The following is a 19,021-nucleotide window of genomic DNA, read 5'->3' on the forward strand; positions in this document are numbered from 1 at the left end:
GGTCCGCTGCCGATGCTTTCAGTGGAAAGTCTTGCCGTTATCTCTGATGGCGGGCAAACAATTGTTGGTCCCATCTCTTTCCAGGTCGCGCGCGGCCAGCTCTGCGTGCTCAGTGGGGAACACGGAAGTGGAAAAACTCTGTACGCCAGAGCCATGAGCGGGCTACTGCCGTCGTCATTACACGTAAGCGGTCACGTTCAGTGCGACGAAGTCGTCTACGTTGGAGAAGATGCCGACAGTCAGGTAGCGACACTGTCAGTACTGGACGAAACGGCCAGTTCGCTTGAATATCTCCTGTTACCACCGGTCGAGGTGAAAAAGCGATGCCAATGGGCACTCCGCGCGATGGAGCTGGAAGGACTTGAAGCGAGAAATCCGTGGACGCTTTCCGGCGGAGAGCGTCAGCGCTTGGCGTTAGCCTCGGCGATCGCCCGGAGACCCGACGTGCTGGTTCTTGATAACCCGTGCAGCAACATCGACAAAGCAGGTCGGGACACTGTCTACCACGTCCTGCGACAATTGGCAGATGATGGAATCGCAGTTGTCCTGTGTGAGAACCGGACCCTAAAGCCGCAGTGGGCAGACTCCCTCGTCGCTCTTCCTCGACCGCGACAGCCTCACCGCGCCCGAGAACCTGTTTCATTCGAACACGCACACGGTGCCCTGAAAGGCCCCGCCATCAGTTTGCGCAACATCACATGCGGTCACGATCCTGTCAGACTGGATGCTGTCAGCCTTGACCTTCAACCTGGACACATCTACATGCTGACTGGGCCAAATGGGTGCGGCAAGACAACGCTCATGGCCGTTATCGCCGGAGCTGTCAAACCTGACGGTGGGCAAATAACGGTCAATGGTCGACGTGTTCGCCGGCTTCCAGATGGAATGCTCGATTGGGCGCAGCAAAATCCTGAACGACAGTTTGTCCTGAACACTGTTGAAGAAGAACTGAATAGTGCCTTCGTTAGGAGCGACAGTAAGGGTCCTTTGAGTCCGCAGGATCTTGCTGTTTTGCCGCAACTTTTTGGGCTGACCGATCTTCTTGGCGAATCTCCATACTCGCTCAGTGGGAACCGTAAAAGAGCCTTGGGGATCGTACTGTGTTTGTTGTCAAACCGTCCTCTAGTTGTCCTGGATGAGCCAACGGCGAATTTCAACCAAAGCCAGGTGCTGGGAACAGTCCTGAAGGCCTATGCGCGCAACGGTGGAATAGTTGTTGTCAGCTCACACGACGAGGAACTGCTGCCGCGTGACGTCAGTGTCGATATGAGTCGTACGCACACGCGTGTGAATTCTGAAGTCAAATCCGATGAACACGGTCCTGTCCGTTCCCGTCGCCGCCCAGCAGATGCGACCGTTCCCCTGAACCCGGTCACCGCTATCGGAGTGCTCATCGGACTCATCGTTCTGGGGATTGTGCTTCCTCATGCGGAGGCTGTTGCGGCCCTCAGCGCAGGAGCTCTTCTGGCTGCTGTACCTTTCCACAGAAACTGGCGCACTTTCGTGTTCCACGCTGTCGCGGCAACGTGCGCAGGTCTGGCCTTTTCCCTCATGGCGCTGCGTGGCAGCTGGTATGTGGGAGCAACTCTTGATGTGGCGCGCATTGCTCGACACGGCGCACTGGGATCGCTGATCCTGGCTGCTTCGTTGTGGGCCGGATCGGCGACAACCGTCACCCAACTGGCGGATGCGGTATCGCAGCGGCTCAAAGTGCCGTACACATACTGCAGCATCATGTTGAGCGGCGTGTCGATTGCGCAGTATCTGCACAACACCCAGCCCTTCATAGCAGCCGCAGTACGACTGCGAAACGTCAAAGCGGGCAGCGCATTCAATGCAGCTCTGACGCGAATTCTGCTCCCTGTGCGCTATGCATTTCCACTATTCGTCGAGTCCATTAGGTACTCGAAACGTCTGAACGACACGTTGGAATCGCGTGGCTTTGGTCGATTCTCGAAAAAAACATATCGCCACACTTATTTATGGCGGCTGCGCGACCCAATAACGATTTTATTGATCTTTTTGGCCATTGTCATATCGATCTGGATTTAGAAAAGAGTATTGATTATGCGAAAATTCCTGTCTGTTTTAGAGGATCTGGAAAACGAAAAAAACAAAGGTATAACCTTTATTGTGCGCGGCGAGGAAAGTTTCCTCAGCTACTCTGATCTTTACCACCAGAGCCCGAGAGTCGCAGGGAAACTCGCTGCCCGGGGAGTGCGCCCAGGTCAGCACGTGGTCTTCCAGCTCACCGGTAATCGCGATCTTATTGATTTGTTCTGGGGCTGCATCTGGCTGGGCGCCATACCTGTAGCTGCACCGCCAGCCGTGTCCACCAACGATCAGGAACGTGTAAGCCGCATTGCCGACATGCTGCCGGACGCTGTGATTCTTACCGATGAACGTACTGCGCCGCATATCCACAGTGAACGGTGTCTGCCGGTTCAGACAGTTAACAGCACTGAAACATACGAAGAACTGCCTCTGTCTGAGACAAACGGCGAATCCATTCGGCTGGTGCAGATGTCGTCGGGATCAACAGGAGACCCCAAAGGCATCATCCTGACTGAGGAAACCCTGATGTCTGCAATGCAGGCGACCATTCCTCGACAGCCACAGCGTTTTGAGAACTGCATGCTCACCTGGTTGCCGCTCACGCACAACTTCTCACTGCTCGGCTTCCATGTCTATTCAATTTTCCGTGGTTATTCACAGGTTCTGATGCCGACGTCAGACTTCATCATGAACCCGCTGAACTGGTTCGAAGCCATTTCACGCCATCGAGCAACCGTAACAGTATGCCCGAACTTCGGGTTTGTTCATGTTTTGCGTTACCTCAAGGCGCGCGGGATTCCCGAGGGAGCCTCCTACGATCTGTCCAGCGTGCAGAAAATAATCAGCGCATCTGAACCTGTTGACAGCAGAGCAGCCCATGCCTTCTGCGAGGCTCTGGCGAAATTCGGGCTTCGGTCCAATGCCGTTGTCGTGGCCTACGGTATGTCAGAGGCCTGTCTGCAGATTTCCACCACTCAGATATATGAGCCGTTGACGGCAGTGTGTCTGGATCGAGCCCGTGTGGCGATCGGTGCGCGCTATGTCGATATTGCCCAACCCGACGGAGCGGAATTCGTATCGGTTGGTCAGGCAGTACCTGGGATGGAAGTGTCGATTCGTGATAACGCCGGTGAGCAGCTGTCCCTTGACACAGTGGGTGAAATCTATATTCGTGGAACCTCCTTGACACACGAGTCGATAGGCATGAACGGTGTTGTTGAACATGATCTCACCTCGGATGGATTCCTTGCTACCGGCGATATCGGGTTGATTCACGAGGGCAACCTTTACGTCGTTGCCCGCAAGAAAGACATCATTTTTGTTAACGGGAAAAACTACTATTCACCGGACCTGGAATCCCTGTTGATGACAAAACTGGAGATCGAGACAGTTGTCTTGGGACGAACAGACCCGAAAAGCGGTGAAGAACAGGTGGTTGTGTTTGTTCCCGTGACCGAAAAGAACGTCAGCGATAAGGACATTATCGGCGTGATGGCGACCGATGCCGGAATTCCGGTCAGCAGGATTATGCGTATTGACGCGATTCCGCATACTGCCAACGGCAAAAAGTTGCGTCGAGAGTTGGAGGTCCTCCTGTGACGGACGCACAGACTGTATGCGACATCCTTGAATCAATCGTGGATGTCACGTTTGAACCTCATGATCTGCTGCGGGCTCGTATACCCAATTCGATGATGCTGATGCAAGCTGTGCTCGGCCTTGAAGCGCGTTTGTCAGCCACCATAGATCTGTCCCGACTGGACTATGACGCAACTGTTGGTGACCTGGTTGGAATTATCGAAAAACGGGCGGAATCTGATCAGGCTGCCGATCCCGATCACGAAATCAGCCTGAGTCCGATCCAGATTGCGTATCTGCTGGGATCGGAAGAGGACATTGAACTGGGCGGGCAATCGACATTCATTTATGCTGAAGCCGCCTTTGAGACGAGTGCTCATGAAGTTGCTGCCGCTGTGCGTACAATCGCTCAGCGCCATGATGTCTTTAGCTACCGTCCCGACCTGGAGACAGGTACGCTGAAGCGCACCGACTCCAGCATTTCGATAGAAACTCAAGAGGATGATTCGCCATCAGCCCGGTCGCGCGTGCGAGAGGAGCTGATGGAGCAGGCACGGAAGTCGAATGAAGACGGGCCTTTGGTGGGAGTGCGCATTCTCGGCAACGAAAACGCTTCACTGTGTGCCTACTTCAACATGGTGATCATGGATGCCGGATCACTGTATGTCTTCTTCCGCGAGCTCCGAGACATTCTGACAGGAAAGGATCTTCCTGAAGCAATGCCCTTGAGGCAGGCTACCCGGCTCACTACTGAGCATCTTCAGGCATCTGTGCGGCAGCGTGACCTGGAATACTGGCGCACGAAAGTGCAGGACTTTCCAACGCCTACGTGTCCTGCCCACCGCGTGATGGGAGATCACCCCTGGCACACAGAGCGACTGAATAACCGTCTGGACGCGGACCTGTCACGCAAACTGGAACGCGTCGCTGAAAAGGCAGGTGCGAGCCTTTCAGCTCTGATCCTGGCTGCATGTTCTGCTGTTGTCTCACGATGGAACAATTCGCCGGGATTGATGTGCAACGTGACTGTTTCACGGCGAACTGCACTTGATCCGGGGAAGTCAGTGATGGGCGATTTTACGTCATCCATGCTGATGGGAATTGATGTCGACAATCCTGACACTATCGGTGAACTGGCATCAACGATTAGTCGAGACATGCATGACGGAATCGTGCACGGCAGCGTCAGTGGGGTGGAGGTGATGACTGAATTCCTGCGCACGGAAGAAAACCAGGAACAGGCCACAGCTTCGATTGTCTTTACAAGTTATCTGGGTGGCTCGTCCAATTCTGACCTGAAGATTGACTATCTGTACACTCAAACAGCGCAAGTCAGCCTCGACATGCAGGCAATGCCGGCGGGAAATGGGCAGATTAACCTGTCGTGGGACGTGGTGCCCGAATATTTCCCTTATGCCACAGACATGTTCGAGTGCCTTAAGTCGCTCCTGGCTCGCATCGCAGATGGTCACGATGCGTTGCCCGTGGTTGATCAGGCCACCGTCATTGAGTCCGAAAAATACAATTCGGTTCGGGCCGGCGACTCGGTGCGAACCATGCTCGACCTTGTCAGAGATTCAGTGCGGAAGTACCCGACGCACCAGGCAATCATTGCCGATCCCGGCTATACCTATCAGGAGCTGTGGGAAGCATCGGGTAACGTGGCAGCCTATCTGCGTGAAAAAGGTGCGCGCGAGAAAAGCACAGTCATTATTGAATTCGCTAAAGACTCTGCCGACGTTGTCGCCATGGTCGCGGCGTTGCGTCTCGGTGCCGCTTATGTTCCAGTTGCAGCACATCTGCCTGCATACCGTCGCGATGCGATCCGCCGCCTTATCCCAGGGTCCGTTACGATCACGACCGACGAGGCTCTGCGTGAAAGCCGCGTGAAGCGTGAATTCGTCTCAGATGCATCGCCATCGCGTGAAGATCTGGCATATATCATCTTCACGTCAGGATCAACCGGCGTTCCCAAAGGCGTGGAGATTTCCCACGGCGGTGCAGTAGGGACCATCAGTGACATCAACGATCGCTATGGAGTCGATTCACACTCGCGAATCATTGGTTTGTCGTCCCTGGGGTTTGACCTGTCCGTCTACGACATCTTCGGTTCACTTGCTGCCGGCGCCACACTTGTCATGGTTCACGATGAACGAGACGCCGACCGGATTATCGATGTTCTGCGCACTCAGGACATCACTGTGTGGAATTCCGCGCCGGCCCTCATGGAACTGGCACTGCTGCGCTGCGAGCAAACAGACAGATTCGACTCTGTCAGGACAATCATGCTCAGCGGTGACCGCATTCCGGCATCGATGCCGGCGCGTGCGCACGCCGTGTTTCCCAACGCTCAGATCTACAGTCTCGGGGGCGCAACGGAGGCCAGCATATGGTCGATTCAGTTCCCACTCGACGAGGACAGCCTCGATAACCGAATCCCGTATGGTTACCCATTGGCGGGCCAGGGAATTCACATCCTGGGATACGACCTGACGATGTGCCCACGAGGTGTGCCCGGTGACATCTGGATATCAGGGCAGGGAGTCGCTCTGGGATACGCCCGCCAACCTGAGCTCACGGCAGAGGCATTTCGTGACATACCCGGACTGGGACGGTGCTACAGGACCGGTGACATCGGGCTGTTCAATCACGAAGGATTCGTTGAGTTCCTTGGCCGTAAGGATCGACAGGTAAAGGTATCTGGACACCGGATTGAACTGGGAGAAATCGAATCAGTACTGAGCAGGTCCGGGCTGGTCATCACGTCGTGTGCGGCAATCATGGAAGGGGCGCACACCCCATCGTTGGTATGCGCCTACGTGCCGCGTGATGGTGTCCAGGGCACACAGATCCGCGACGAGCTTGCCCAGCAGCTGCCGGACTACATGATCCCGCGTGCGTTAATTCCCGTTGATTCCATACCGATGACAGTGAACGGGAAGCTCGACCAGAAAGCCTTGAAGGCTTTATTCGAAGGCACAATCAACGATAATTCCCCATCGTGTGATAGCGAGGAGAGTGTTGCCGGCACCCCCAGTGATTCAAGCCAGCTGAACATGCAAGAACTCTTCGAAGAAGTCTTGCACACCCGCGTCGAGGACCCGTCCGCCTCTTTCTTCGCTCTGGGTGGAGACTCTCTGAGATTCCAGATGCTGCTGAAATTGATTGGAGAACGAACCGGCAGACGTTTGAGGTTCCGCGATCTAATTCGCAATCCCTGTGTCCTCCAGGCGGCGCAACTGGTTGAATCGGCCCAGGCGTCTGAGCAGTCGCACAACGCTATGACTGCAATCGAACATGATCCATATGCGCCATTCCCCTTGACTGAGATGCAGATGGCCTATTACGTGGGGCGTCAGCAGGGATTCGATCTTGGCGGTGTAGGTGAGCACTTCTATATTGAATCTGTCACCCATGCTGACATGCAGCGCCTGGAAAACGCTCTCAATGCGGTGATTCAACGACATGAAATGCTGAGAGCCGTCTTTACCGATGATGGCCGTCAGCGTGTCTTGCCGGAAGTTCCCTGCTACACCGTTGACGTCAAGGATCTGCGCTGTGCCTCAGACAGCGAAATCTCTGAAGCCACAATGCGCGAACGCGAGGCGCTTAGCCACGAATGCTTTGATTTGGGTACATGGCCGCTGTTCCGACTGCAGGCACACGCGTTGCCGGATGGGACTCATCGGCTCTTCTTCAGCATCGACATGATTATTGGCGATGGGGCGAGCCAGCGTATCTTCATCAAGGATCTTGCCCGAGCGTATCGAGGCGAAGAGTTGCCTCCTGTGGCGGGATCGTATCGAGATCACGTGATCGCAATTAAGCGCATACAGGATCAAAACCGCGCCAATGCGTACAGCTCGGAAATCAAGCGCATGATGGAGGAATTCCCCCTCGGCAATGTCCTGCCGGCGAACACGAGCGTTGTCGCCAGGCCACATATGCGCAGAATGTCGTGGGACGTTTTCGAAGATCTGGTGGAAAAGATCAGGTCTTACGCCGCACAGCAGGGAGTATCCCTGTCCACAGTCCTGCTCTATGCATATGCCTCCAGCCTTGCTTTGTCTTCGAGGGAGGGCAAGATCGGCATCAATGTCACGACGTACAACAGGAATTACGACCTGCCTGGAATCGAAGAAATGTTCGGAGATTTCACGGGTATCGCCCTGATAGATTTCGATGAATCGGAGGGCCAGGACGCATTGCCACGGATCCAGCAACTCCTTCTTGAACAGATAGACGATTCCCGCTCAGGTGTACAGATGCTGGCAGAAATGGGGCGTCTCCAAGGGTTCGCAGGACAGGCCCTGGCGCCATTTGTGTTTACGTCCCTGCTTTTTGATGCGAAGAAAGCCGAAAACTCCGTGCTCGGGCACATTGAGTATGCGATTTCGCAAACTCCGCAGGTTCTGATCGACCACCAGGTTCTACCAACAGCACGCGGTTTGAACATCTCCTGGGACTTCGTTGAGCAGATCCTCGATCCAGCCCTGATGGAACAGATTTTTGCGTACTTTAAATCCTCCCTCCGTCAGTACGCTGAGTCAGGGAGCCTGAGTTCCACCGTGCCAGTCGAGGTATTGCGAACCATTCGGCATTCGTGGGCATCCACGCGAGGCGCAGATATCGACACACGCACTCCAACGGTTCAGGCAAGCAACGATTCCACCGAACTTTCTGGAAGCATTCAGCAGATTCGCCGATGGCTTCATGAGGACTACGCGTTGGACTCGCAGACTGATCTTGATGAATCACTCTTCAACGTCGGCATCGACTCTCTTGGTTTTGTTCAGCTGGTTCAGAAGGTGCAGCGCTATGCGGGCGGCAAGATTCCACTCGCCCAGGCGCTGGCCAGTCCCACGATCCGCACACTCGCTCAGCTTTCGACCCGCGTGGTTCAACAGGATGAACGGTCTTCCTCGCTCAGCCTGCTCAGGCAGGGCGACCAGGAACTGGTCATCGTGATGGTGCACGGCGGGTTCGGAACCGTCGACATATATCGAGACCTGGCGCTGGGAATGAAGGCGGGGCCTCAGATCTGGGGATTGAAGTTTGACTACTTTGCCCGGCAATGGCCCCAGCACATCAGTGTTGAAGAAATCGCGCAGCACTACCGTGCCGAGATTGGCCGACAGTTCGCCCCGTCGACGCGTTTTGTCGTCGTGGGGTGGAGTGCCGGCGGCACGTTGGGGCACGCTCTGGCGTCCCTCCTGGCGTCACGGTGCGAAGGGCTGGTGTTGTTGGACAGCCTGGCTCCGGGCGCCCATGCCCCCGTTGGAGAATTCACCCTGCAGGCCGATGAGACAGTGCTGAAACGAGCCGGTGTGGTGTATGAGAAGAAAGCAGCAGGCCTGCCGGAGCTGTGGAGCAGCGTCGAGAACGATCCGCAGGCGGTGTGTAAGATCGCCCAGACATTCTCCGACTCTCTGCTCGAAGACCTCGGTGTCTCCGCCGGCCAGGTACGTGTTCGCGACCTGTCCACCTTGCGCACCCTCATTGCTGCTCGAAACGAGTACGCGCCATCTTATTGCGCCATTCCAACCCTTATCGTCGTTCCCGACGACGGTGAAGCTTATAACTACGCGGACTGGGCGAAGTTTGCGGACTGTCGCCAGACAGAGAAAGTAGTGGGAAACCATTATTCCTTTGTCATCGGCCCAGCGAGCGCTCCGACAGTTCAGGCAGTTGAAGAATTCATTACTCACACCTGTACACGCCAATCAGTGAAGGAAGCAGGCCAGGCATGAAAATTCTGGTGATGGGAGGAACCGGTGTCACCGGAACTCGCGTGAGAAAGCTGCTCGCTGACAGCGACGCCGTCGTTGACTACAGCTCGCGGCACGAAAGTGATGACCCGCATCATGTGACGCTCAACCTGTCGGGGTCGACATCGAGAATCATCGATGTGCTCAGCACATATGACTGGGTGATCGCATGTGTCGGTCCCTTCGAAAAGATCCTCGACAAAGTAGCTCTGCTATGTATGAAAGCAGGCACCAACTACATTGATGTCAATGACTCCATCGATGCCAGGGAAGCGATCCTGGCGCTTCCTGCACGGGATGCCGGAGTGGTAATGGTAACGGGCGCGGGCCTGTGTCCTGGCCTGTCGACCGCTCTGATGATGAGCATTCCGACAGACGACATCACGCAGATTCGTGCAGAACTCACCATCGGGAAAGGGCAGCCATCCGGTGCGGCTGCCGTGCAGTCAATGATGTCGACAATGCATGGCGGCTATCGGATGATGCAGAACAGGCAAATAGTGACAATCCCGCATCAGGTACCTGCAGGACGATTTGTCGGGTACGAGTGTCCCGATATCGGTGCTGTGGGCAAAGTATTTCCCCAGGTGCAGGACTACAGCTACTTTGTTGCCTTTGAAGCACTGTCCGGGCAGATGGTGACAGCTTTGCAGCAGAAGAGGATTTTCTCTTTGCCGGTGATTTCCACCTGGCTTGCCAGGAAAGCATCACGCAGCGTGTCGAGGAAAGCCCTCGAGGCAAATCAGCCTCATCCTGCGTCCCTGTCGATCGCGATGCAGGGAAAGTCTGAACTTACCACTGTGTCGTTGTCAGGGTTGACTTCGTATGAATTCACTGCGGTGGCGGCGGCCAGCGCAGCGCGATTCCTCGTGTCGGACAAGATCAAACCAGGAGCCTACGAGGTTGCTGATCTGCCGAAACTTGCTGACTACCTGTTGGCGCAATCCCAGGAATATGGTGCGCGAATTTCCCGCACCCAGCGAGGCTTGTAAGACCAGTTCGCCAATCTTGAATGGAGAAACCGTGAAGTCGTTTTCGCAGTGGAGCATGGATCGCCCCAGAAAGCTCCGGCGGTATGAAGAGACAATCCACCCGCGTTTTCTGAAGAAGTATGCCGGTGAATCTCTGACATTTGACGAGATCTACCGTGAACTGTTGTCGCATACACCTCAGGGGTGGCAATTGCGTGCAGGTGATGTATTGCTTGATATCGGCTGTGGAACGGGCTGGTTTGCGCGAAAACTGTCGATGGAGCCGCATTGCGCTGGCACCACTATTCATGGTGTCGATATTTCGCACAACGCCCTGAACATTGCCCGCGCTAGGCAGCCAAAGCAGACCAGCGCTGCGCGAGTCACCTACACGCAGGCAGATCTGATGGATGGCTTACCTATGAAAGCCGCCCGTGGAATCTGGTTTTGCGGAGCATGGCATCAGATGGGAGATGTCAGGAAAGCTCTTCACCATGTCGCATCCGCGCTCGCAGACGACGGTCTTCTTCGTATTCAGACCTATTGCGAAGAAACGCCCAACAAACAGCCAATTGACACGGCACTTATGCGTCTTCTCGGCCACTACGTCTTCCGTCCGGGCGAGATTGCAAACATCGCGCATGCATGTGGCTGCGAAATTATCCGCGAAGTGCGCAAGGGAATGGTGACGCTATGCACCATGCGTCACGCGCACTAAAGGATCCGGGTCGTGTGGCCAGCCCCGTTCATCGAGATCCAGGCTCTTTGGTCACTGTGAGAGGAATGTGAAACATCGATGAATGTGCTGAGGGCTTGTGTGAAACCCCATCAGGGCAAGTATTTTCTTTCCGTACTCTTGGCAATAGTGGCGGTGCTGTGCGGATTCCTTCCGTACGTCGCTGCTTCTGCACTCATTGCCAGATTGCTCGCAGGACACTCGCAGGCAGGCTTTTACGTATTGTGGTGCGTGATCGCTGTTCTGGGCCACATCGCGAAAGCGCTTCTTTCAGGTGCATCCACACTTATTTCTCATCGCGCAGCATTCGCTGTGCTTTCCGAAATGCGCCGGTCGCTTGCGGTCAAGCTCGATCGTGTCCCCATGGGATATCTGATCAATACTCCTTCGGGCGAGCTAAAGACGGCATTCGTTGAGCGAACCGAACAGCTTGAGGTGCCTCTGTCCCATGTCATTCCGGAGCTGACGGCAAACGTGATGGTTCCACTTGGAATAGTGGTGTACCTGTTCGCCCTCGACTGGCGAATGGCACTCGCTTCCTTGGTCACAATTCCAATCGGCATCTTCGCGTACATGATCGGCATGCGGAGCTACGCGGAAAAATACGGCCGCGTTGTGCAGGCGAAGAAACATATGGGCGCCGCCATTGTTGAATATGTAGGTGGGATCGAAGTGATCAAGGCCTTCAGCCGGACCGACTCCTCCTACCGGAAGTTCACTGAAGCTGTTCAGGCTAATTCCGGTCTGATGCTGGATTGGATGCGCGCAACACTGCCATGGACTGCCATCATGATGAATGTGTGGCCGGCGGTTCTGGTCGGGGTGCTGCCGATAGGGTGCCTCCTCACAATCAACGGGACCTTGCCGGCTGCGACTTTCGTGACGGTCATCATCCTGTCGCTGGGAATCATCGAACCCCTTTTTACAGCCATTTTATTCACCAGTGATATTTCGAAGATCTCGACAGTTGCGAACGAGCTGAATTCGGTGCTTGAGCAGCCTGAGATGCAACGACCGTCCACCACGGTCAAACTCGACGGATCAGAAATTGTCATGAAAAACGTTGAGTTTTCCTATGAAGACGAGCTGGTTCTAAAGGGGGTAAATCTCACGGTGGCTCCAGGAAAGGTGACTGCGCTGGTGGGGCCGTCCGGTTCAGGAAAGTCAACAATTGCCCGGCTGATTGCCTCGCAATGGGATGCGACAGGCGGAACAATCACAATCGGCCGGCAGAACATCCGCGACATACCGCTCAGCCAGATTTCTCAGACCATTGCCTATGTTGCTCAGGACAATTATCTCTTCAACGACACGGTTATGAACAATATCCGAGTCGGCAGGCCAGATGCCTCTGATGATGAGGTGATTGCCACTGCGAAGGCAAGCGGTTGCCATGAGTTCATCATGGGACTCGACCACGGCTACGACACGCGCGTCGGATTCTCCGGTGGGCATCTATCAGGCGGGGAGCGCCAACGCATTGCAATAGCCCGAGCGATGATGAAAGATGCACCGATCATCATTCTTGATGAGGCAACTGCCTACACGGATCCGGAAAATGAGGCGGTTATTCAAGGTGCCGTCAGCCGTCTGGCTCGAGGCAAGACCATGATCGTCATTGCGCACAGACTCTCTACGGTCATCGACGCCGACGCCATAGCGGTTGTGGATGACGGTCGCATTATTTCCTGCGATACTCACGACAATCTTCTGGCTCACTGTCCGCTCTATCACCACATGTGGGACGCGCATGAATCGGCACGCGATATGGCAACGGAGGTTGCGACGAAATGATCTCGATATTCGCAAAGTTCTTCCGTTTTTCGGGCACGCACCGACGCTCCTGGTACTGGGCAATTGCGTTGGAATGTCTACGGTCGCTGGCCACTTCCATTCAGATCGTTCCACTGTTCATGGTGTTGTTTGCACTTGTCAATGGCACAATGACAGCGCGCATCATGTGGATCAGCCTGGGACTTCTGATAGTTTCGGTCGTTCTGGCATCGGCCCTTCACTACGCCGGATACAGCCTCGAGATGCAAGCGTGCTACCTGATGCTCGATGACAAACGCATCAACATTGGCCAGCGGATGCGTTTCATGCCGATGGGCTTTTTCAACAAGCGCAGCCTGGGTAACTTGACCGCAGTTTGCACCTCGACGATGGAAGATCTGGAATCTCTGGCTGGCAACATCGTCGTGCGCGTGCTGACCGGCGTGCTTCATGCCACGATCCTCAGCTGCGGATTCATCATCATCGACTGGAGGATCGGTCTGCTGTATCTGTGCGGCGTGGCCGCCATGCTGGTAGTCAATTCCCGAATGATCGTCCTGTCGCGCAAATATTCACCTGCCCGCCTCGATGCTCAGACGAGGCTGGCAGATGCAGTGATGGAGTACATCCAGGGCGTGGGAGTCGTGAAATCATTCGGGATGTCCGATCGCCATAACACATCGATGGACACAGCTATCGGTGAGGCCGAACGTCAGAACTATCGGCTGGAAAAGGTCAGTATTCCGCCGACCATGATTCAACAGATAGTGCTCAGAACCTTCTCCGTTGCCGCGATTGCTGCATCCATATATTTCTATGTCGCAGATTCGATGAAGCTGTTTGTCTGTCTGCTCGTCATCGTTGGCGCGTTTTTTGTGTACAGCAAAATCGAGGTTGCAGGCGCTTTGTCCTTCATGTTGCCGTCGATCGACCTGGCAATGGACCGAGTCAATGAAGTGGAAAACACACCGCTGATGACTGAGGCAGGCTCCATTACGCATGCTGACACCAGTGATTTGGTCCTGAAGGACGTGACATTTTCATATGGCGAAGGCGAAGAAAATGCAGTCATACACGGCGTGAACCTGACAATTCCACAGGGAACCAGTTGCGCCATCGTCGGCCCGTCAGGCTCTGGGAAAACAACGCTCATGAAGCTGATAGCCCGCTTCTGGGATGTGCAGGGCGGTAGCGTGACGCTGGGTGGGCACGACGTCCGGGAATGGTCCTATGACAGGTTAATGGATCACTTCGCGATGGTGTTCCAGAACGTCTATCTGTTCAGTGACACGGTCGAAAACAACATCACATTCGGCTGTCCGACAGCTACTCATGAGGACGTGGTGCGCGCTGCCCGACAGGCCTGCTGCCATGACTTCATCGAAGCCTTGCCTGATGGATACAGCACTGTGCTGGGAGAAGCGGGCGCGACACTGTCCGGCGGTGAGCGCCAGCGCCTGTCGATCGCTCGTGCCCTGCTGAAGGACGCGCCGATTATTCTGCTGGATGAGGCGACAGCCAACGTTGATCCAGAAAATGAAGCTGAGCTGCAAAGCGCGATCGAAACTCTCACTCGGAACAAGACAGTTGTGATGATTGCTCATCGCCTGAAGACTGTGAGAAATGCAGACCAGATTGTCGTTCTTGACCATGGGTGCGTTGTACAGCAGGGACAGCACGATGAACTGAGCAGACAAGACGGAATCTACCGTGACTTCGTGAATACCAGAGAACGAGCGATCAGCTGGAAGATTGCCACCGCATCCGACTAGGCCAGGGGACAGTTTCCATTCGGTATGAAGGCTGTTTTCAGAACGTGACAATTCGATTGTAGAAGGCGATTGATTGCCTCAGGTGCCTGCGGCGGGCAATGAGAGCGAAGCCGGCAGACCCGCCGCACCGAGGATGACAGAGTGAACCAGGTGTCAGGATCGGTGTGCCAGGCCCTGAGCCGGCGCGCGGCGCTTGGACGTGACTGTGGTCCCAGAAAGACTCTGTTGAAATCGCTATAGTTAGGATACCCAAAAGATAAAGTTGGGGTAGCCGAAATAAAGTTGGAGAGGGGTCCGATGAGGATGTGTGACGTTCAAGGAGCACTCCGCGCTGGCGGCGTGACAAATCCCTATGTGGTTGGTTTTGTGCGCGAATGGGCAGAAATCACGCAACCAGATGCCATTGAGGTGATCAGTGCCAGTGACGACGAGCGACTGATACAGGAGGCGCTGGAAGCCGGTGAGATCTTTCCGGCAGGAAAAGAAACGTACTATTCGCGCTCATACTACAAAGACACTGCGCGTTCTGAGGAACGAACGGTGGTTGCCACGCATAGGGAAAGCGACCAGGGTGTTTTCAATAACTGGCACAATGCTGATGAGGTGGATGAGCGTCAGCGGTCGCATATGCACGGTGCCCTGCATGGAAAAACCATGTACGTTGTGCCGTATCTGATGGCTCCTCCTGGCTCCGCGCTCGAAGTGTGGGCACGAGGCGTTGAGCTGAGCGACAACCGGATTGTTGTCCTGCAGATGATTCGCATGGCACGCGTCGGGGTCGAGTACGTCAACACTGACAATCAGCCTCGTGAGTTTGTGCGCGCCATCCATGTCACGGGAGATATAGAGAATCTGGGACAGGGAACTGCGGATGACCAGCGCTTGTTTGCCACCCTTGCGGATGAGCGCACCATTGAACACTTTGGTTCTGCCTATGGCGGTAACGCATTGCTGGGCAAGATCGCCCACGGCCTGCGTCAGGCTTCATACGACGGCTGGGTGTCGGGGAAGTTCCTTGCCGAGCAGTTCATGCTCATCGGAATTCACGATAAGGTGACTGATCGGACACGCTACGTGTGCGGCGGCTTCCCGTCAGCTTCAGGCAAGACAAATCTGGCAATGATGTTGGCGCCAGACGCCCTCGGCGATCGTTACGAAGTGTTCTTCTACGGGGATGACATTGTCTGGCTGCGGGTCGATCCCGACGACGGGCGCGTATACGGTATGAATCCAGAATACGGAGCATTCGGCGTTGCCAAAGACACGAACTGGAAGTCGAATCCGACCGCTATGGAGTCGATCCGTCCTGGGAGCCGTGCGCTGTTCACCAACGTTGCATACAACCCGGACAGGCAGGAAGTATGGTGGGAAGGTAAAACCCCTGACTACCCGGAGGACGTGACAGGATGGTACGACTGGACAGGTAAGCTGATCAGCGATCGTCCCAAGGAAGAGCAGCGCTCATCGCAAAAGGGCTGCGAATGGTCACACCCGAATGCTCGATTCACCACTTCGCTGCGCAACGTCCCGAACGTTGCTCCCGACTATGAAGATCCGAAGGGTGTGCCGATTGACGCAATCATTTTTGGCGGCAGGGTAGCCAACCGCGAGCCCCTCATTCGGGCAATTACAGATCTTGCTGAAGGCGTTTACGATGGTCTTACCCTGGGCGCTCAGGCAACGTTCGCGGCAGAAGGCAAAGAAGGTGTTCTTCGATACGACCCGATGTCGATGCGTCCGTTCATGTCCTATCCCGAGAGTGATTATGCAGCTCACTGGCTCAAGATCCTCGGTAAGGCGACCCACCAACCGGTTTTCGCTCACGTCAACTGGTTTGCCCGCGATGATGAGGATGGGCATTTCCTGTGGCCGGGGTATCGTGACAATCTCCGGGCATTGCTGTGGTTGCTTGACCTCAAGGATGGTCGAGTGACAGGGCGCTCAACACCCGTTGGAATCGTTCCAGAGGTCGACGAATTGAACCTCGATGGTTTTGAAGGATCGCGCGCAGACCTGGAGAAGATCCTGACTATCGACCGTGAACTATGGGTCAAAGAACTGGATAACCGCGAAGAGTATCTGAACCAGTTCCACGATCTTCCCGACGAAATATGGGAGGCGCACCGTCGAATCTGTCAGAATATCTGACAGGGCAAGGATACAAGAGCATCAGTGCCCGCTGGCGATCTGGGGTCCGGCGGGCACTGATCATAAGTTGGCCCGCATTTTCCTCCCTGGTGTTTGTCCGTGTGCTCATTGTCGTTCGTACCAGCTGTCACTGTCTGCAGATTGGCAGATGGTCTTCGCGTATGCCAGATGTCCTATAACCCGACTTCCGTTCGCCTCAACAGAAGAAACCTCGACCGCTGCGCTAGAGCAGCTCCATTTGCTGAGCGGATATAAGGTCAACGAGAGGAGACTCTGGGCGAACCCCATGTCATAGTGAGCGTGGCGAGAGCCAGACTGAGCGCGGTGAGGCCGCAGACCACCAGAACGCTGGCGACTGGCCATGAGTCCCCGGAAAAGGAAGCGTGGACAAGCCGTGCCATGTGGTACGAGGGAGATGCGGTCAACCACTTGCGGACACCGGGTGCCAATGAATCAACGGGGAAGAACGCGCCCGATGTCATCATGAGCAGAATCATCAGCATATTCCCCAGACCTGTGGCTGCGCCGGGGCTAGGGAGCAATGCCGCCAGTGCGTAACCGAAAGCAAGCATCGCGACCTGGCACATGATGACTGCTGCGAGCAGTGCGACCGTGTTGCTCGGTGTTTTCGCCTTGAAAATCAGCACGGCGGTGATGAATGCGGTGACTGGCCCGACCATGCCGAGCACGAAATTGACAGTCATGTCGGATGCCAGGTAGGTGACGGCAGATAGAGGGGTCATGCGAAGTCGCGTGAGTAAGCCGGAGGACCGCATGAATGTGTGATTGTGAGGGATGACAGTTGTCCCGATAATGAGCGTTGACATCACCATCACACCAGGCAGCATGTAGTCGATGGGCCCTTGTCCGCCGAACTCAGGGATGCTCTGGTTGCCGAAAATAAGGCCCAGCACCAGCAAGAGTCCGGGAGAGAAGATGAGAAGAAAGAACACTGCCGCGGGTTCGCGCAGCTGCGATGTGAAGAGGGCGCGAGTGAGCGCCCGGTATCCGCGCATCATCGCCCGTCCTCCTTTTCAGTGGCGTGTGTCAGCAGCAGGAAGACGTCTTCGAGCGTGGGCTGTTTGAACGTCATGTCGGTGACGCTGATTCCTTCATTGACTAGATCTCTTGCAACCTGTGCGACCACATCCTCCTCGCCCGTAACTTCCCACGTGGTCTGCGAGTCGGATTGGCCTGCGTGAGGGGTGGCTCCATATCTGTGGAGCGTCGCGAGTGTTCCTTCGTTTAAGGGGATGTGGGTGGACAGTGTCAAGGTCTGGTGCGGCGCGTATCGGTTGATAAGTTCATTCGGACTTCCTTCAGCAAGAATGTGTCCCTTATCCATGATGGCGATCCGATCGCAGATCTGTGCGGCTTCCTCCATGGAATGAGTAGTCAACACGATGGTTTTGCCTGCCTCGCGCAGGGTGCGAAGAATGTTCCATATGGAGTGCTTCGTATGAGGGTCGAGGGCGGACGTGAGTTCGTCGAACAGCAGCAGTTCCGGCTGGTGGATGAGGGCGAGCGCGATGAGCACGCGCTGACGCTGCCCGCCGGAAAGCTTCTCCACACGTGCATCGGCTTTGTCATCGAGCAGGAGGTCGCTGATGAGCTGCGCTGAGTTGAGGCGGTGAGAGTAGAAGGCGGCGAAGAGGTCGAGGGTTTCGCGCACCGTCAGGCGAGGCGGTAGTGCCGCCTCCTGATGCTGACTCCTTAGGTGCTGAACCAGCTGCGCATGACTATCGGCAGGGTCGTAGCCTAGGACTTCCACATGGCCCGAATCAGGAGTGTCGAGGCCTTGAATCTGATTGAGCAGGGTGGTTTTTCCTGATCCATTTGGTCCAAGTAAGCCAAAAATCTGGTGTTTCTCAACGGTCAGGCAGATGTTGTCAAGAGCGATGACGTCGGCAAAGGTGCGCCGGACGTCTGTGCACACAATGGCGGGCATGGATTCTCGCTTAGGAAACATGTGGTGGTGTCTGGGGAAGAAGCTTGTTGATCTGATCGGCCGGCAGAATCGCAATGCCGCGTTCGGGGTCAGCAAGGAGAAGGACATCATCGCCCGGCTTGTATCCGAACATGTCGCGAGCTGGAATGTCGAGGGCTGTCGTGCGCCTGTTTCGAAATGTGGCCAGGGTCCGTGGCGAGTGGATGGGCTGTGAAGTCGGTAGATACCCCAAGGGAGTCCTTTTGCTCTGACGTTAAGCCAGGCTGGGTCAG

At 55.4% G+C, this 19,021-nt stretch carries 11 protein-coding genes; 8 read left to right on the top strand and 3 right to left on the bottom strand.

The annotated features are described in order from the left end of the window. Positions 1-12 precede the first annotated feature (12 nt). The 8 genes from BLT69_RS01160 to BLT69_RS01190 all read left to right on the top strand — a co-directional run bounded on the left by BLT69_RS01160 (position 13) and on the right by BLT69_RS01190 (position 16,801). Positions 13-2,052 (top strand): ATP-binding cassette domain-containing protein, encoded by a 2,040-nt coding sequence (locus BLT69_RS01160; protein ID WP_092648171.1) that lies wholly within the window; start codon positions 13-15, stop codon positions 2,050-2,052. Positions 2,053-2,067: 15 nt separating this feature from the next. Beyond that, a complete protein-coding gene (locus BLT69_RS01165) occupies positions 2,068-3,654 on the top strand; it encodes an AMP-binding protein (protein WP_092648172.1) in 1,587 nt (528 codons plus the stop codon). Further along, complete coding sequence (locus BLT69_RS01170) at positions 3,651-9,383, top strand: non-ribosomal peptide synthetase (protein ID WP_092648173.1); 5,733 nt, start codon at positions 3,651-3,653, stop codon at positions 9,381-9,383. The genes BLT69_RS01165 and BLT69_RS01170 overlap by 4 nt, the downstream gene beginning before the upstream one ends. Then, a complete protein-coding gene (locus tag BLT69_RS10775; protein ID WP_157886296.1) occupies positions 9,380-10,393 on the top strand; it encodes a saccharopine dehydrogenase family protein in 1,014 nt (337 codons plus the stop codon). Before BLT69_RS01170 ends, BLT69_RS10775 begins: the two co-directional genes overlap by 4 nt. Before the next feature lie 31 nt (positions 10,394-10,424). After that, complete coding sequence (locus BLT69_RS01175; protein ID WP_058237731.1) at positions 10,425-11,090, top strand: class I SAM-dependent methyltransferase; 666 nt, start codon at positions 10,425-10,427, stop codon at positions 11,088-11,090. Positions 11,091-11,189: 99 nt separating this feature from the next. Continuing rightward, the gene (locus BLT69_RS01180) at positions 11,190-12,902 is read left to right on the top strand and encodes an ABC transporter ATP-binding protein (RefSeq protein ID WP_257590359.1); all 1,713 of its coding nucleotides are present in this window, start codon (positions 11,190-11,192) and stop codon (positions 12,900-12,902) included. Next, positions 12,899-14,653: an ABC transporter ATP-binding protein gene (locus BLT69_RS01185; protein WP_092648175.1), complete on the top strand. Its 1,755-nt coding sequence runs from the start codon at positions 12,899-12,901 to the stop codon at positions 14,651-14,653. The genes BLT69_RS01180 and BLT69_RS01185 overlap by 4 nt, the downstream gene beginning before the upstream one ends. 297 nt (positions 14,654-14,950) lie before the next feature. After that, a complete protein-coding gene (locus BLT69_RS01190) occupies positions 14,951-16,801 on the top strand; it encodes a phosphoenolpyruvate carboxykinase (GTP) (RefSeq protein WP_371935779.1) in 1,851 nt (616 codons plus the stop codon). Between the two features lie 257 nt (positions 16,802-17,058). Here the strand turns inward: BLT69_RS01190 and BLT69_RS01195 are convergent, their stop codons facing one another. From BLT69_RS01195 to BLT69_RS10980, 3 genes are read right to left on the bottom strand one after another with little or no spacing between them, the layout of a single operon-like run. Next, a complete protein-coding gene (locus BLT69_RS01195) occupies positions 17,059-17,820 on the bottom strand; it encodes an ABC transporter permease (RefSeq protein ID WP_257590361.1) in 762 nt (253 codons plus the stop codon). Next, the gene (locus BLT69_RS01200; RefSeq protein WP_257590362.1) at positions 17,817-18,770 is read right to left on the bottom strand and encodes an ABC transporter ATP-binding protein; all 954 of its coding nucleotides are present in this window, start codon (positions 18,768-18,770) and stop codon (positions 17,817-17,819) included. The genes BLT69_RS01195 and BLT69_RS01200 overlap by 4 nt, the downstream gene beginning before the upstream one ends. Then, entirely contained in the window at positions 18,760-18,981 is a 222-nt protein-coding gene (locus tag BLT69_RS10980) for a hypothetical protein (protein ID WP_257525642.1), read from the bottom strand. Before BLT69_RS10980 ends, BLT69_RS01200 begins: the two co-directional genes overlap by 11 nt. Positions 18,982-19,021 lie beyond the last annotated feature (40 nt).

The sequence above is a fragment of the Schaalia radingae genome (genome assembly GCF_900106055.1).
In the GTDB taxonomy this organism is placed as follows: Bacteria; Actinomycetota; Actinomycetes; order Actinomycetales; family Actinomycetaceae; genus Pauljensenia; species Pauljensenia radingae_A.

Excerpts from the sequence above, each read along its gene's own strand:
- BLT69_RS01160 (WP_092648171.1), top strand. The coding sequence starts at position 13 with ATGCTTTCAGTGGAAAGTCTTGCCGTTATCTCTGATGGCGGGCAAACA.
- BLT69_RS01165 (WP_092648172.1), top strand. The coding sequence starts at position 2,068 with ATGCGAAAATTCCTGTCTGTTTTAGAGGATCTGGAAAACGAAAAAAAC.
- BLT69_RS10775 (WP_157886296.1), top strand. The coding sequence starts at position 9,380 with ATGAAAATTCTGGTGATGGGAGGAACCGGTGTCACCGGAACTCGCGTG.
- BLT69_RS01185 (WP_092648175.1), top strand. The coding sequence starts at position 12,899 with ATGATCTCGATATTCGCAAAGTTCTTCCGTTTTTCGGGCACGCACCGA.
- BLT69_RS01190 (WP_371935779.1), top strand. The coding sequence starts at position 14,951 with ATGAGGATGTGTGACGTTCAAGGAGCACTCCGCGCTGGCGGCGTGACA.
- BLT69_RS01195 (WP_257590361.1), bottom strand. The coding sequence starts at position 17,820 with ATGATGCGCGGATACCGGGCGCTCACTCGCGCCCTCTTCACATCGCAG.
- BLT69_RS01200 (WP_257590362.1), bottom strand. The coding sequence starts at position 18,770 with ATGTTTCCTAAGCGAGAATCCATGCCCGCCATTGTGTGCACAGACGTC.